The organism is Streptomyces sp. SM11, from assembly GCF_002910905.1.
GTDB lineage: Bacteria > Actinomycetota > Actinomycetes > Streptomycetales > Streptomycetaceae > Streptomyces.
This window is the reverse complement of record NZ_NEUE01000135.1, coordinates 58,752-73,469: the sequence shown is the minus strand read 5'-3', so window position 1 is coordinate 73,469 and position 14,718 is coordinate 58,752. Positions and strand designations below refer to the sequence as shown.

11 protein-coding genes are annotated in these 14,718 nt (G+C 72.5%); 5 read left to right on the top strand and 6 right to left on the bottom strand.

Translation table 11 applies throughout. The annotated features are described in order from the left end of the window. The first annotated feature begins 24 nt into the window (after positions 1–24). From B9S58_RS10660 to B9S58_RS10650, 3 genes are all read left to right on the top strand, one after another. Positions 25–1,320, top strand: coding sequence for a sensor histidine kinase (locus B9S58_RS10660; protein WP_103531886.1), 1,296 nt, complete (start codon positions 25–27; stop codon positions 1,318–1,320). Beyond that, on the top strand, positions 1,317–2,051 hold the full coding sequence (locus B9S58_RS10655) for a response regulator transcription factor (protein WP_103531868.1): 735 nt from the start codon (positions 1,317–1,319) through the stop codon (positions 2,049–2,051). The genes B9S58_RS10660 and B9S58_RS10655 overlap by 4 nt, the downstream gene beginning before the upstream one ends. A 180-nt stretch (positions 2,052–2,231) precedes the next feature. Beyond that, positions 2,232–5,381 carry an efflux RND transporter permease subunit gene (locus B9S58_RS10650; protein WP_103531867.1) on the top strand — a complete coding sequence of 1,050 codons (3,150 nt, stop codon included), beginning with the start codon at positions 2,232–2,234 and terminating at the stop codon, positions 5,379–5,381. Positions 5,382–5,444: 63 nt separating this feature from the next. On the opposite strand, the gene B9S58_RS10645 is transcribed toward B9S58_RS10650, so the two are convergent. The 3 genes from B9S58_RS10645 to nadA form a co-directional block, all read right to left on the bottom strand. Next, positions 5,445–5,621: a DUF397 domain-containing protein gene (locus tag B9S58_RS10645; protein WP_103531866.1), complete on the bottom strand. Its 177-nt coding sequence runs from the start codon at positions 5,619–5,621 to the stop codon at positions 5,445–5,447. A 66-nt stretch (positions 5,622–5,687) separates the two neighbouring features. Then, entirely contained in the window at positions 5,688–8,192 is a 2,505-nt protein-coding gene (locus B9S58_RS10640; RefSeq protein WP_103531885.1) for a hypothetical protein, read from the bottom strand. Positions 8,193–8,412: 220 nt separating this feature from the next. Then, a complete protein-coding gene (gene nadA, locus B9S58_RS10635) occupies positions 8,413–9,600 on the bottom strand; it encodes a quinolinate synthase NadA (RefSeq protein ID WP_181009260.1) in 1,188 nt (395 codons plus the stop codon). A 242-nt stretch (positions 9,601–9,842) separates the two neighbouring features. Here nadA and B9S58_RS10630 point away from each other — a divergent pair, with 242 nt between their 5' ends. Next, the gene (locus tag B9S58_RS10630; protein ID WP_007451212.1) at positions 9,843–10,199 is read left to right on the top strand and encodes an iron-sulfur cluster assembly accessory protein; all 357 of its coding nucleotides are present in this window, start codon (positions 9,843–9,845) and stop codon (positions 10,197–10,199) included. A gap of 77 nt (positions 10,200–10,276) precedes the next feature. Here B9S58_RS10630 and B9S58_RS10625 read toward each other — a convergent pair whose 3' ends face one another. Together B9S58_RS10625 and B9S58_RS10620 are read right to left on the bottom strand one after the other, a co-directional pair. Next, a complete protein-coding gene (locus B9S58_RS10625; protein ID WP_103531864.1) occupies positions 10,277–11,722 on the bottom strand; it encodes a hypothetical protein in 1,446 nt (481 codons plus the stop codon). A 196-nt stretch (positions 11,723–11,918) separates the two neighbouring features. Further along, positions 11,919–12,116 (bottom strand): hypothetical protein, encoded by a 198-nt coding sequence (locus B9S58_RS10620; protein ID WP_103531863.1) that lies wholly within the window; start codon positions 12,114–12,116, stop codon positions 11,919–11,921. A gap of 156 nt (positions 12,117–12,272) precedes the next feature. On the opposite strand from B9S58_RS10620, the gene B9S58_RS10615 reads away from it, so the two are divergent. Continuing rightward, on the top strand, positions 12,273–13,247 hold the full coding sequence (locus tag B9S58_RS10615) for a carbohydrate kinase family protein (protein WP_103531862.1): 975 nt from the start codon (positions 12,273–12,275) through the stop codon (positions 13,245–13,247). On the opposite strand, the gene B9S58_RS10610 is transcribed toward B9S58_RS10615, so the two are convergent. Further along, on the bottom strand, positions 13,248–14,630 hold the full coding sequence (locus tag B9S58_RS10610) for a cysteine desulfurase/sulfurtransferase TusA family protein (protein WP_103531861.1): 1,383 nt from the start codon (positions 14,628–14,630) through the stop codon (positions 13,248–13,250). Positions 14,631–14,718 lie beyond the last annotated feature (88 nt).

The window sequence follows — 14,718 nt, the reverse complement described above, 5'->3', positions numbered from 1 at the left end:
AGCGGCCGCGTACCGTTGCCGGACGTGACCACCCTCTCGTCCGGCTTCGCGCACGCCCGCCGCTGGCTCCGGGACCATCCCCTCGCGTTCGACGCGACGCTGGCCTTCGGCGCCCTCGTCGCGATGATCTGCGGCTCCTTCGCCGACCCGGGCACCGGACACGGGCCGACGTTCGGCACCCGCACTCCCGAGCCGCTCAGCGTGCTCCTGATGGTGCTGAGCGCCCTCGCCCTGGTCCAGCGGCGGCGGCGTCCGATGGCGGTGCTCGCCGCCACCGGCATCCTCTCGGCCGCCGAGTACGTGCTGATGGACCCGCCCGCCCCGGTCGTCATGAGCGCGGTCATCGCCCTCTACACGGTCGCCTCGCGCACCGACCGCCCCACCACCTGGCGAGTCGGGCTGCTCACCATGGGGGCGCTCACGGCGGCCGCCATGGCCTTCGGTTCGACGCCCTGGTACAGCCAGGAGAACCTCGGCGTGTTCGCCTGGACAGGGATGGCGGGGGCCGCCGGGGACGCCGTACGCAGCAGGCGCGCGTTCGTCGACGCGATCCGGGAGCGCGCCGAGCGGGCCGAGCGCACCCGTGAGGAGGAGGCCCGCCGCCGGGTCGCCGAGGAGCGGCTGCGGATCGCCCGGGACCTCCACGACGTCGTCGCCCATCACATCGCCCTGGTCAACGTCCAGGCCGGGGTCGCCGCCCACGTCATGGACAAACGCCCGGACCAGGCCAAGGAAGCGCTCGCCCACGTCCGCGACGCCAGCCGCTCCGCGCTCAGCGAACTCCGGGTCACCGTCGGCCTCCTGCGCCAGCAGGGCGACCCCGAGGCACCCACCGAACCGGCCCCCGGGCTCGCCGTCCTCGGCGAACTGGTCGGCACCTTCCGCAACGCCGGGCTGCCCGTCGAGGTGGCCTGCGCCGACCGCGGGGCCGGGCTGCCCGCCGCCGTCGACCTGGCTGCCTACCGGGTCATCCAGGAGGCCCTCACCAACGTCCGCAAGCACGCGGGTGCCGGGGCCAAGGCCGAGGTGAGCGTCGTACGGGTCGGCGCCACCGCCGAGGTCACCGTGCTCGACAACGGCCGGGGAAGCGCCTCCCGGCAGCCCGGCGCCGGACCGGGCGGCACCGCCGCCGACGGCCTGGACAGCGGCGGCCACGGCCTGGTCGGCATGCGCGAACGCGTCACCGCCCTCGGCGGCGTCCTCTCCGCGGGGCCTCGGTACGGCGGCGGGTTCCGGGTCCATGCGATCCTTCCGGTCGAGGCCCGCACGGGTGAACCGGAGCGGCCGGGCACAGCGGGCGGGACGGGGCACTGCCGATGACCCAACAGACGTCGTCGCCGACGCCGACGCCCGAGGCGCCGGCCGTACCCATCAAGGTCCTGCTCGCCGACGACCAGGCGCTGCTGCGCAGCGCGTTCCGGGTGCTGGTGGACTCCGAGCCGGACATGGAGGTGGTCGGCGAGGCCGCCGACGGGGCCCGGGCGGTCGAGCTGGCCCGCGCCACGGGCCCCGACGTGGTGCTCATGGACATCCGGATGCCGGGCACCGACGGGCTCGCCGCGACCCGCATGATCAGCGCCGACCCGGAACTGTCCGCGGTGCGGGTGGTCATGCTCACCACCTTCGAGGTCGACGAGTACGTGGTCCAGTCGCTGCGCGCCGGAGCCTCCGGCTTCCTCGGCAAGGGCGCGGAGCCGGACGAACTCCTCAACGCCATCCGGATCGCCGCGGCCGGCGAGGCGCTGCTCTCCCCGACGGCCACCAAGGGGCTCATCGCCACGTTCCTGGCCCAGGGCGGCAGCGCGGGGGAGGGACCGGACAACGCGGAGTACGCGGAGCGGCTGGCGGCGCTCACCGGCCGCGAACGCGAGGTGCTGGTGCAGGTCGCGGGCGGCCACTCCAACGACCGGATCGCCGAGCGGCTCGCGGTCAGCCCGCTCACCGTCAAGACCCATGTGAACCGGGCGATGGCGAAGCTGGGGGCCCGGGACCGGGCCCAACTGGTGGTAGTCGCCTACGAATCGGGCCTGGTGCGCCCCCGAGCGGACTGACCGGGTGGAGCTGGGGCGTACAACGGCGTACTCCACCTGCGGTATGCGCGGCATAAGAATGCAGCCCGAGGGGCGACGACTCGGCGACGCGGATCGGAGATCGTGGGACTGGGCTGGAGGTGTCCCCCTGTTTCCCTCCCCGCCCATCTGCCGCGTACGCCACAGAAGAGAGACCCACCCATGTCCTGGCTGTCCAGATTCAGCCTCGCGCAAAGGGCCCTGATCGGGCTGATCTCGATTGTCGCGCTGGTCTTCGGCGCGATAGCGATCCCGCAGCTCAAGCAGCAGCTGCTGCCGACCATCGAACTGCCGATGGTCTCGGTGCTGGCGCCCTACCAGGGTGCGTCTCCCGATGTGGTCGAGAAGCAGGTCGTCGAGCCCCTGGAGAACTCCCTCAAGGCCGTCGACGGCGTCGAGGGCGTCACCTCCACCGCCAGCGAGGGCAACGCCCTCATCATGGCGACCTTCGACTTCGGCGACGAGGGCACCAAGCAGCTCGTCGCGGACATCCAGCAGGCGGTCAACCGGGCCCGCGCCCAGCTGCCCGACGGCGTCGACCCGCAGGTCGTCGCCGGTTCCACGGACGACATCCCGACCGTGGTCCTCGCCGTCACCTCCGACAAGGACCAGCAGGTCCTCGCCGACCAGCTCGACCGCACGGTCGTCCCGGCCCTTGAGGACATCGACGGCGTCGGCCAGGTCACGGTGGACGGCGTGCGGGACCTCCAGGTCTCCGTCGTCCCCGACGACAAGAAGCTCGCCGAGGCCGGCCTGAACGCGGGCACGCTCTCCCAGGCCCTCCAGGCGGGCGGCGCCACCGTGCCGGCCGGTTCCTTCTCCGAGTCCGGCAAGAGCCGCACCGTCCAGGTCGGCGGCGCCTTCACCTCGCTGCGGCAGATCGAGGACCTCCAGGTCGTCGCCAAGGACCCGGCGGGCGGCGAGCCCGGAAAGCCGGTGCGCGTCGGCGATGTCGCCGAGGTGAAGCAGGAGCCGTCCACGGCGGTCTCCATCACCCGCACCAACGGCAGGCCGAGCCTCGCCGTGATGGCGACGATGGACAAGGACGGCAGCGCCGTCGCCATCTCGGACGCCGTCAAGGACAAGCTTCCCGACCTCCGCAAGGACCTGGGCAGCGGCGCCGAGCTGACGGTCGTCTCCGACCAGGGCCCCGCCGTCTCCAAGGCGATCTCGGGCCTGACCACGGAGGGCGCGCTCGGCCTGGTCTTCGCGGTCGTCGTGATCCTGGTCTTCCTCGCCTCGATCCGCTCGACGCTGGTCACCGCGGTCTCCATCCCGCTCTCGATCGTCCTCGCGCTGATCGTGCTCTGGACCCGCGACCTGTCGCTCAACATGCTCACGCTCGGGGCGCTCACCATCGCCATCGGCCGGGTCGTCGACGACTCGATCGTGGTCCTGGAGAACATCAAGCGTCACCTCGGCTACGGCGAGGAGCGCCACGCGGCGATCATCACCGCGGTCAAGGAGGTCGCCGGAGCGGTCACCTCCGCCACCCTCACCACCGTCGCGGTCTTCCTGCCCATCGGTCTGGTCGGCGGCATGGTCGGCCAGCTCTTCGGCTCGTTCTCGCTGACCGTCACCGCGGCCCTGCTGGCCTCCCTGCTGGTCTCGCTCACCGTGGTGCCGGTGCTGTCGTTCTGGTTCCTGCGCGCCCCCAAGGGCACCCCCGAGGACGCGGCGGAAGCCCGGCTCCTCGCCGAGGAGAAGGAAGCGGCCAGCAGGCTCCAGCGGATCTACGTCCCGGTCCTGCGCTTCGCGACCCGCCGCCGGGTCACCAGCCTCGTCATCGCCGTCGCCGTGCTCTTCGGCACCTTCGGGATGGTCCCGCTGCTGAAGACGAACTTCTTCGACGCGGGCGAGCAGGAGGTCCTGACCGTCAAGCAGGAACTCACCCCCGGCACCAGCCTGGAAGCCGCCGACGACGCGGCCCGCAAGGTCGAGAAGGTCCTTCAGCAGGACAAGGGCGTCAAGGACTACCAGGTCACCGTCGGCTCCTCCGGCTTCCTGGCCGCCTTCGGTGGCGGCACCGGCGCCAACCAGGCCTCCTACCAGGTCACCCTGAAGGACGCCGCGGACTACAAGGACGCCCAGGACCGTATCGACGAGGCCCTCGGCGCGCTCGACGGGATCGGCGACACCACCATCGCCGCCGGCGACGGCTTCGGCTCCCAGGACCTGAGCGTCGTGGTCAAGGCCGCCGACGGGGACGTCCTGAACAAGGCCGCCGAGGCGGTCCGCACCGAGGTCGCCACCATCAAGGACGTCACCGACGTCCAGAGCGACCTGGCGCAGAGCGTCCCGCGCATCTCCGTCACCGCCAACGACAAGGCGGCCGCCGCCGGATTCGACTCCGCGGCCCTCGGCGGAATCGTGGCCGGAGCCGTACGCGGTACGCCCGCCGGCACCGCGACGCTGGACGACACCGAGCGCGACATCGTCATCCGGTCCTCCAGCCCGGCCGCCACCATGGCCGAACTGAAGGCCCTGCCGCTCGGCCCGGTCAAGCTCGGCGACATCGCCGACGTGAAGGTCGTCCCCGGCCCGGTCTCGATGACCCGGATCGACGGACAGCGCTCGGCGACGATCACCGCCAAGCCCGTCGGCGACAACACCGGCGCGGTCGGCACCGATCTCGCCAAGAAGATCGACGCCCTGGACCTCCCCGAGGGCGCGACCGCCACCATCGGCGGCGTCACCGAGGACCAGAACGAAGCCTTCGCGCAGCTCGGCCTCGCCATGCTGGCGGCCATCGCGATCGTCTTCATGCTGCTGGTGGCCACGTTCCGGTCGCTCGTCCAGCCGCTGATCCTGCTGGTCTCCGTCCCGTTCGCGGCGACCGGCGCCCTGGCCCTCCTGCTCATCACGGGCACGCCGCTGGGCGTTCCGGCGATGATCGGCCTGCTGATGCTCATCGGCATCGTGGTCACCAACGCGATCGTGCTGATCGACCTGATCAACCAGTACCGCGCCCAGGGCCTGGGCATCGTGGAAGCCGTCATCGAAGGCGGCCGCCACCGCTTCCGCCCGATCCTGATGACGGCGCTGGCGACCATCTTCGCCCTGCTCCCGATGGCGCTCGGCGTCACCGGCGACGGCGGCTTCATCTCGCAGCCGCTGGGCGTCGTGGTGATCGGCGGCCTGATCAGCTCCACGCTGCTGACCCTGCTGCTCGTGCCGACGCTGTACGCGATGGTCGAGCTCCGCAAGGAACGCCGCGCCAGGAAGAAGGCCGCCAAGCGCGCGGCCAAGGCGGGCGTACCGGACCTGCCGGAGCCGGAGGAGGCCCGCGAGGCCGAGCCCGCGCAGGCCTGAGGCAGAGGGTAAGGGGCCTGTCCCACGCGGGTGCGTGGGACAGGCCCCTTCCGGGTTTCCCGCCTACTTGATCGAGGAGACGAACGCGTCCCAGGCGGTGGCCTGGAGGACGAGTGCGGGTCCGGTGGGGTTCTTGCTGTCACGTACGGGGACGAGTCCGGGGAAGTCGTCGCTGACCTCCACGCATTCGCCCCCGTTCGTGTTGCTGTAGCTGCTGCTGCGCCAGCGGGCGGTGCTCAGCGAGAGTGCCGACTGAGGGGCGGCGCGGGTCTCGCGCCGCCCCTCCCGGCGGCATACGCGTGGTTCTCAGGCGGCCCCGCCGAGCGCCTCGACGATCCGGCGCAGTGTCTCCCCGTGCCGGTCGGGGTGGCGGGCGGCGACGGCGGCCGTCTCCCGTACCAGCCGGGCGCGGGTCTCCTCGTCGGCCCTGTGCCGGAGCGCGGCCAGGTCGTCAGGTTCGAAGCCCTCGGTGGCCCCGGCGAGCACCAGGGCCACCTGCGCGTGGGTGAGTGAGGAGAGCCGGTCGCCGAAGACCTGGCCCTCGATGCCCCCGCCGTGCATCAGCGCGGTGCCGTCCCCGGCCTCCAGCGCCCGGTCCACGTACGCCTGGAGGGTCTCGCGGTCCTCGACGAGGCGGTACGCGGCGTCCAGGCCCTCGGCGCGGCCGATGTCGAGCATCGCGACGTGGGCCAGCGGGGTGGCGTCGGGCGGCTGTACGGTCAGGAGGCGCGGGTGCTCCTCCAGGTACGCCCGTGACTCCGTCCAGTCCGCGCACTCCAGCCACTGGGCCAACTGCTCCTGCAGGATCAGCGGATCGTAGGCGGCGGTCACCCCGTGGACGAGGACGGCCTCGCGAAGCAGGGCGTGCCGCTGCGCACCGCGTGGGTCCAGGACCGCCAGCTCGTCCAGGGCCGTCGCCGCTCCCGAGCTGCCGAGCGCCTCGGCGTGCTCGGACCAGAAGTCGCGGGACCGGGGCCAGTTGGGCGAGAAGATCCAGGCGCTGACGAGGTCGAGCGTCTCCGGCGGCAGGGCGAGCCAGTCCGGCACGGGCGTGAAGGTCTCCTCCTCCCACGCCGTGTGCACCGCCGCGGTGTCCCCGTACGCACGCAGCGCCTGCCGGGCCCGTACGGTCACGGTGTCCGGGCTCCCGGCGGCCTCCCCGTCCTCGTCGAGCCACCGCACCAGCTCGGTCACCCCGGTCGCCGGGCGCGGGTCGGGGCAGCGCAGCAGGAAGGCGCTCCGCTCCACGCCCAGGCGCCGGGCGGTCGCCGGATCGGCCGCGGTGAACTCCTTGACGGTCTCGTCGAACTCCTCGATCGCCGCCGCGTGCTCGCCCGTACGCGCGAGCGCCCGGGTCAGGTCGTCCAGGGCCGACACCAGGGCGGTGACCGGGGCCGCGGCGGCACCCGGGCGCTCCAGCGCCAGGGACCGGTGGAGCGCCACCGCCTCCCAGAACGCCTCCACCGCCCCCTCCGCGTCGCCCTCCAGCTCCACGTACGTACCGAGCGTCTGAAGGGCCCCGGCCAGCTCGGCCAGCACGGTGTCCCCCTCCTCCCGCAGCAGCTCGACGGCCTCCCGTACCGGGGGCAGGGCACCCACCGGGTCCCCGGTGGCGGCCAGACACCGGGCCTGGGTGCGCAGGGCGGCGGCGAGGCCGGGCCGGAAGGTCTGCGCCCGCTCGGCGGCCTGTTCGGCGGCCCGCTCGCGGTGGAGAGCCACGGCTTCCTCCGCCGCCCGCAGCCCCGCCGCCGGATCGCCGGCCCCGCTGAGATGACCGGCCAGGCCGTCGAGCGCTCTGGCCAGCTCCGGGCGGAAGAGGGCCGACCGCTGCGCGGCGAGGTCCCGGAAGAGGCTCACGGCCTCCGTGGTCGCCTCGACCGCCCCGGAGGCGTCGCTCACGGCCGCGCGGTGGCCGCCGAGGGTGCGCAGAGCCGTGGCCAGCCGTGGAAGGTAGACCTCCGGCTCGTCCGCCGCCAGGTGCCGGAGGAAGCCCACCGACTCCTCGGTCCGGGGCACGGCCTCCACCGGCTCACCCGACCCGGCCAGATGGCCGGCGTAACGCAGCAGATACTCCGCGAGCGCCGGTACGGACGCCCCCGGCTGCCCCTCGTCGACCAGCTCCCGCTGGAGCCGTACGGACTGCTTCGCGAACGGTACGGCGGTCGCCCGGTCCCCGGTGTCGGCCACGCGGTCGCCCAGGGCGCCCATGGTCAGGGCCAGCTCCGCCTGGTAGTCCCCGGGGCGCTTCATGCCGAGCTCGGCGTAGATCCGCGCGGCCTCCTTCGCCGGGGGCAGGGCGCCCGTGCTGTCCCCGGCGGCGGCGAGCCGGTCCGACCACTGGTGCAGGGCCCCGGCCAGCTCGGGCGTGAAGCCGCCGGACCCCTCCTCGTCGAGGGACCGGTAGATCCCGGCCGCCTCCTCGGCCGGTGCGATCGCCCGCCGTACCTCCCCGGCCTCGGCGCGGAGTTCGGAGAGGCCGACGAGAGCGGCGGCCAGGGCGGGCAGGCCGGTGGCGGGGTCCTGTTCGGCGGCGCCGCGCCGGCTCCGTACCTCTTCCTCCGCCTGCGGCAGACCCCACTCCGCCCCAGGGCCTCTCGTTTGGATCATGTCGGGCTCGCGGGGTCCGGTGCGTGCACCTGCGGCGTTGTCGTCAGTCGCCAATGCTCCGCAGTGACTCCCTCCTCCGCCTTGCAGCTGCACGCACCGGACCCCGCTCCCTGATCCGACCTGATCCAAACGAAAGACCCTGGCCCCCACGCCCGTCCCGCGCGCCTCGTCGCCCACGCCCGTCCCACGGTCCTCGTAGTTCATGCCCGCCCCACCGTCCTCGCCGTTCATTCCGGTCAGCCTCATCGGTCCCGCCCGTACGAAGATTCGCTGCGGTGAGTAGCAGCGTAGTTACGCGGTGGTGCCATCGGTGGCCGTATGGGAGAACCGGCCCGACCGGATCGCGAGCGGAACATCCCGACCGGCACGCGAAAGCCCCGGCACGCCGACCTGCGGCACACCGGGGCTTCCGGGGCGTACGGCTCTACGGCAGCGCCAGCATCCGCTCCAGCGCGAGCTTCGCGTACTTCTCCGTCTCCGGGTCGACCTCGATCCGGTTGACCAGCTTGCCGTCGGCCAGCGACTCCAGGGTCCAGACCAGGTGCGGCAGGTCGATGCGGTTCATCGTCGAGCAGAAGCAGACCGTCTTGTCGAGGAAGGCGATCTCCTTGTCCTCCGCGGCGAAACGGTTCGCCAGCCGGCGGACCAGGTTCAGCTCCGTACCGATGGCCCACTTCGAGCCGGGCGGGGCCGCCTCCAGGGCCTTGATGATGTACTCCGTCGAGCCCACGTAGTCCGCGGCGGCGACGACCTCGTGCCTGCACTCCGGGTGCACCAGCACGTTGACCCCGGGCATCCGGGCGCGCACGTCCTCGACCGACTCGACCGAGAAGCGGCCGTGGACCGAGCAGTGCCCGCGCCACAGGATCATCTTCGCGTCGCGCAGCTGCTCGGCGGTGAGGCCGCCGTTCGGCTTGTGCGGGTTGTAGAGGACGCAGTCCTCCAGGGTCATTCCCATGTCCCGCACGGCCGTGTTGCGGCCCAGGTGCTGGTCGGGGAGGAAGAGGATCTTCTCGCCCTGCTCGAAGGCCCACTCCAGGGCCCGCTTCGCGTTCGAGGACGTGCAGATCGTGCCGCCGTGCTTGCCGGTGAAGGCCTTGATGTCGGCGGAGGAGTTCATGTACGAGACGGGCACCACCTGGTCGGCGACCCCGGCCTCCGTCAGTACGTCCCAGCACTCGGCGACCTGCTCGGCGGTGGCCATGTCGGCCATCGAGCAGCCGGCCGCCAGGTCGGGGAGCACGACCGCCTGGGCGTCCGTGGTCAGAATGTCCGCGGACTCGGCCATGAAGTGGACGCCGCAGAAGACGATGTACTCCGCCTCCGGGCGCGCGGCCGCGTCGCGGGCCAGCTTGAACGAGTCACCGGTGACGTCCGCGAACTGGATGACCTCGTCGCGCTGGTAGTGGTGGCCGAGGACGAACACCTTGTCCCCGAGCTTCTCCTTCGCGACGCGGGCGCGCTCCACCAGGTCCGGGTCGGACGGGGAGGGGAGGTCGCCGGGGCATTCGACGCCGCGCTCGCTCCTCGGGTCGGCCTCGCGGCCGAGCAGCAGCAGCGCGAGCGGTGTCGGCTGTACGTCCAGGGGCTGGGCCGTGGTCACGTCACGCACCCTTTCTTCTCTGCGTTCTGCTGTGCGCTTCTGCGAACGCGCCTTTTCGTCTACTTGACGCTATCTATGATAGCTGGTTCGTGTCACTTTGACGATGTCGATAGCGTCGATGTGACGCATCCCCCGGGCGGTCGGGTGTGCGAGCATGAAAAGGAACAGACAAGCGCTTGGCCCGGAATGAATCCGCGGGTCTGGCGGTTGAACCGTCGGCAAGCAGTCCGTACAACCCGGGAGAGAAGCAGATGTCCGTATCGGACGAGACCACCACCGTGAGCGACGGCATCCTCCTGTCCGACGCCGCCGCCGCCAAGGTCAAGGGCCTGCTGGAGCAGGAAGGCCGCGAGGACCTGGCGCTGCGCGTCGCCGTTCAGCCCGGCGGTTGCTCGGGCCTGCGCTACCAGCTCTTCTTCGACGAGCGTTCGCTCGACGGTGACGTCGTGAAGGACTTCGACGGTGTCAAGGTCGTCACCGACCGGATGAGCGCCCCGTACCTGGGCGGCGCCTCCATCGACTTCGTCGACACCATCGAGAAGCAGGGCTTCACGATCGACAACCCGAACGCCAGCGGCTCCTGCGCCTGCGGCGACTCCTTCAGCTAAGCGCTTGGGAGCGGGAACACGCGGCACACGGAGGCGGCCCCGGGATCACTCCCGGGGCCGCCTCCGTACGTCCGCCGTCAGCCGCGCGGCACCGCACCGCCCGACGCCGCGTCGATCACCGTGCGGTCGCCCAGCGGCTTCTCCAGCGTCACCGTCCGGGTCAGCTCCTTGGCGATCATGATGCAGGCCTTCTTGCCCTCCTGCGGCTTCTCCGTGACGGAGATCCGCACCTGGCCCGCGCTCTCCTCGGCGCTCGCCGTGTACGTGTTGCACACGCCGCCCCAGAAGGTCACCTCAAGGGTCCGCCCGTCCGCGCCGTACGACGTCACCCTCCGCTCCCCGGAGGGCGTCGGCGTATCCGGCTTCTCGATGAACTTCGGGTCCACGGCGACCTGCGTGACGATCTGCTCCGGGCCGCCCGGGGCCTGCCGGACCGTGAACAGCCAGGACGGCACCAGCGTCTGCCGGCCGTCCACGTAGTTCAGCGCGAGGCCGAACACCGCGTTCTCGACCGTCCGCGTCACCGGCGCCCGCTTGCCGTTGGGCGGCACGCAGTCGGGCCCGGACGGCTTCGGCTCGCCCTCCAGCGGTACGGGAGTGGCGCAGCCGCCGATGTCCCGGCCGGCGTCGCCCTTGCCCCTGCTCGCCGCGTTCAGCTGCTCCAGCGCCTCCTCCGCGTCGACCGTCGGGTAGGTGTCGCCCTTCTCCAGGGCCTTCAGATGTCCGCTGCCGCCGGTCACCTCGCCGTCCGGGCCCACCTGGACACCGGTCGACCAGCCGTACGTCGGGAGCCCGTCGATCTTCGGATCGGCGTTCACCACGCGGACGTCGCCCATCAGCTGGCCCGCGTTCAGCGCCGCGTCGTCCTGCCCGGCCGCCTTGAGCACCGGGACCGCGGCCGCCTTCGCCGCCTTCTCGCTCACCGGGTCGCCGCCCGGCTCCGAGGGCCCGTTCGCGCACATCTCGCCCGGCTCGCACGGCTTGGACGGGGTGGTGCGGGCGAACGTCCACGTGCCCGGCGCCTGCTTCGTCACCTTCAGGAGCGCGCCGGGACCGTCGTCGTCACCGACCACCCAGGACGTGCCCTCGGTGCGCGGCGAGCCCGGGATGCCCAGCGCCTTCGCCAGCCGGGCGACATCGGCCGACGCCACCGTGCCCTTCGCGTGGTGGACCGCCGCCTCGTCCGGGCCGTCCGGGAGTTCGCCCGCGGCCCGGTAGATCACGGGCGGGCCGCCCGGGTCCGGCTCGCCGGGTGCGATGCCGGGGGGAGGGGTGTCCGCGGACGTGGTGTCCGCGGACGTGGTGGCCGGGCCGTCCGCCGCGGCGTCCAGGGCCAGCAGGGGGGCCGATTCCTTCGCCGCCGCACCGCTGTCCGCCGCGCCGCCTTCGCCCGAAGCGGTCGAGGCCCAGTACGCCCCGCCGCCTCCGGCCAGCAGCACGGCCGCGGCCACCGAGGCCACCGCGAGCGGCGGACGCCGCCGCCGGGGGCCGGTCACGTCGTTGTCGGGTCGCTCGGTGCTCACCGGATCGCTCCTTCGACTGCGTTGCCGTCGCGGTGCCTACCGCGTGTCCCCGGACGGGGACACCGGTGGGACGGAGCAGAGGAGCGTGCGGTTCCCACGTTCGGGGGCGGCCCGGACGCGGGCACCGTACAGTTCCCGCCATACCCGCACGGAAAGGGCCGGAATGCGATGCCGTCCGGCCCGGCCCGGCCGGTCCTCAGTCGCCGTACTCGGACATCGCGTCGATCAGCCGCGCCGACGAGGGCGGGACCGTCACCCCGTTGATCAGGGGCGGCTTCACCGCGACCAGTGCGCTCCTCGCGGGCGCCGTCCAGTGCGGTGCCATCCGCGCGCAGTCACCGCGCAGTGCGGCCAGGCTCAACTCCGACTCGGGCAGTGCGGTGTGCTTCGACATATCCGCACCGTAACCACGGTCGAGCGCAGGTAGAAAGCCCTACTATCGGGTAGTTTCCCCTTTTCCTGACGTTCGGCTCACCCGGTAGCGTGAACTGTCACGTCGTCCCGGAGGGCGCACTCAGGGCCCTTCGCCTTCCGCAGGAGTAGCCTCCCCGTGCGTATTGCAGTCACCGGCTCGATCGCCACTGACCACCTCATGACCTTCCCCGGCCGCTTCGCCGACCAGCTGGTCGCGGATCAGCTGCACACGGTCTCCCTGTCCTTCCTGGTCGACAACCTCGATGTGCGCCGGGGCGGTGTCGCCGCCAACATCTGCTTCGGGATGGGCCTGCTCGGCACCGGGCCGATCCTCGTGGGCGCCGCGGGATCCGACTTCGACGAGTACCGTGCCTGGCTCGACCGGCACGGCGTCGAGACCGGTTCGGTCCGCATCTCCGAGGTTCTGCACACCGCCCGCTTCGTCTGCACCACCGACGCCGACCACAACCAGATCGGCTCCTTCTACACGGGCGCGATGAGCGAGGCCCGCCTCATCGAGCTGAAGAACGTCGCCGACCGCGTCGGCGGCCTCGACCTCGTCTCCATCGGCGCCGACGACCCCGAGGCGATGCTCCGCCACACCGAGGAGTGCCGCTCCCGGAACATCCCGTTCGCCGCGGACTTCTCGCAGCAGATCGCGCGGATGGACGGCGAGGAGATCCGCATCCTCCTCAACGGCGCCACCTACCTCTTCTCCAACGAGTACGAGAAGGGGCTCATCGAGTCCAAGACCGGCTGGAGCGACGAGGAGATCCTCGCCAAGGTCGGCCACCGTGTCACCACCCTCGGCGCTCGCGGTGTCCGGATCGAGCGGGCCGGCGAGCCGGTCATCGAGGTCGGCTGCCCCGAGGAGGAGACCAAGGCCGACCCCACCGGCGTCGGCGACGCCTTCCGGGCCGGCTTCCTCTCCGGCCTCGCCTGGGGCGTCGGCCTGGAGCGCGCCGCCCAGGTCGGCTGCATGCTCGCCACCCTGGTCATCGAGACGGTCGGCACCCAGGAGTACACCCTGCGCCGCACCCACTTCATGGACCGCTTCACCAAGGCGTACGGCCACGAGGCCGCCGCCGAGGTCCGGCAGCACCTGGCGTGATCAGCTGAGCCGGCGGACCACATAGGCCGAGCCGCGGTCCGCCGGCTCCTCGCCCACGTACTCCTGCCCCCGCATCTCGCACCAGGCCGGGATGTCGAGGCGCGCCGCCTCGTCGTCGGCGAGCACCGTCACCGTGGCGCCCACCGCTACCTCCCCGATCACTTTTGCGAGCTCGATCACCGGGACCGGGCAGCGGCGGCCCAGCGCGTCGACCACCAGGGACGCGGCGGGGGCGGGGGAGGAGGGTGCGGACACCGGAGCCCCCAGCCGTCTCCGTACGTCGGCGACCAGGCCCGGGAGGATCTCCAGGAAGCGGTCCACGTCCGCCGAAGCCGCCCCCGTCGGCAGCGACACCCGTACGTTCCCCTCCGAGAGCACCCCCATCGCCTTGAGCACATGGCTCGGAATCAGGGTGCTGCTCGTGCAGGACGAACCGGACGATACGGAGAACTCCCTCCGGTCCAGCTCATGCAGCAGGGTCTCCCCGTCGACATAGAGACAGGAGAAGGTGACCAGATGCGGCAGTCGCCGCTCGGGGTCGCCCACCACCTCGACATCGGGCACCCGCTCGGCCACGACCGACCGGATCCGGTCCACCAGGGCCCGCAGCCGCACCGACTCGGCCGCCGCCTCGCTCCGTACCGCGCGCAGCGAGGCCGCCGCCGCCACGATCGCCGGCAGGTTCTCGAACCCCGGCGCCCGCCCCGACTCCCGCTCCCCGGCCGGACCTTGGGGCGCGAAACGCACCCCCTTGCGGACCGCGAGCAGTCCCACCCCGGCCGGACCGCCCCACTTGTGCGCGCTCGCCGTCAGCAGCGACCAGCCCGCCGGGGCGGGCCCCCAGCCGAGCGACTGGGCCGCGTCCACCAGCAGTGGCACCCCCGCGTCCGCACAGAGCGCGGCGACCTCGGCCACCGGCTGCTCGGTGCCCACCTCGTGGTTGGCCGACTGGAGGCAGGCCAGCGCGGTGTCCGCCCGCAGCGCTCCGGCGTAGGCCGCCGGGTCCACCGCCCCGAAGCGGTCCACCGGAACCTCGGTGAACGACCCGCCCGCCGCCTCGTGGGCCGCCGCTGAATGGAGTACCGACGAATGTTCGACCGCCGAGAGGGCCAGATGGCGGCCGACACGCCGACGCCCCGAAAGGGCCCCGGCAATTCCCGCGTGCACCGCCGTCGTCCCGGACGAGGTGAAGACCAGCTCGTCGGGGCGGCATCCGACGGCCTCCGCGGCGGCCTCCCGGGCCGCGTCCAGGAGCAGCCGGGCCCGCCGTCCCTCCCGGTACAGGCGGGCGGGATCGGCCCACCCCTCGTCGAGCGCGGCAAGCAGCGCCTGACGTGCGACGGGGTGCAGGGGGGCGGCGGAGGCGGCATCGAAGTAGGGCACCCGGCCACGCTAGCCCGCCCCCGGCCCCACCTCGCCGGGGGCCGTGCCTCCCGGACGGGCGAATGGCCGTCAGCTGAGGGCCGGAGGC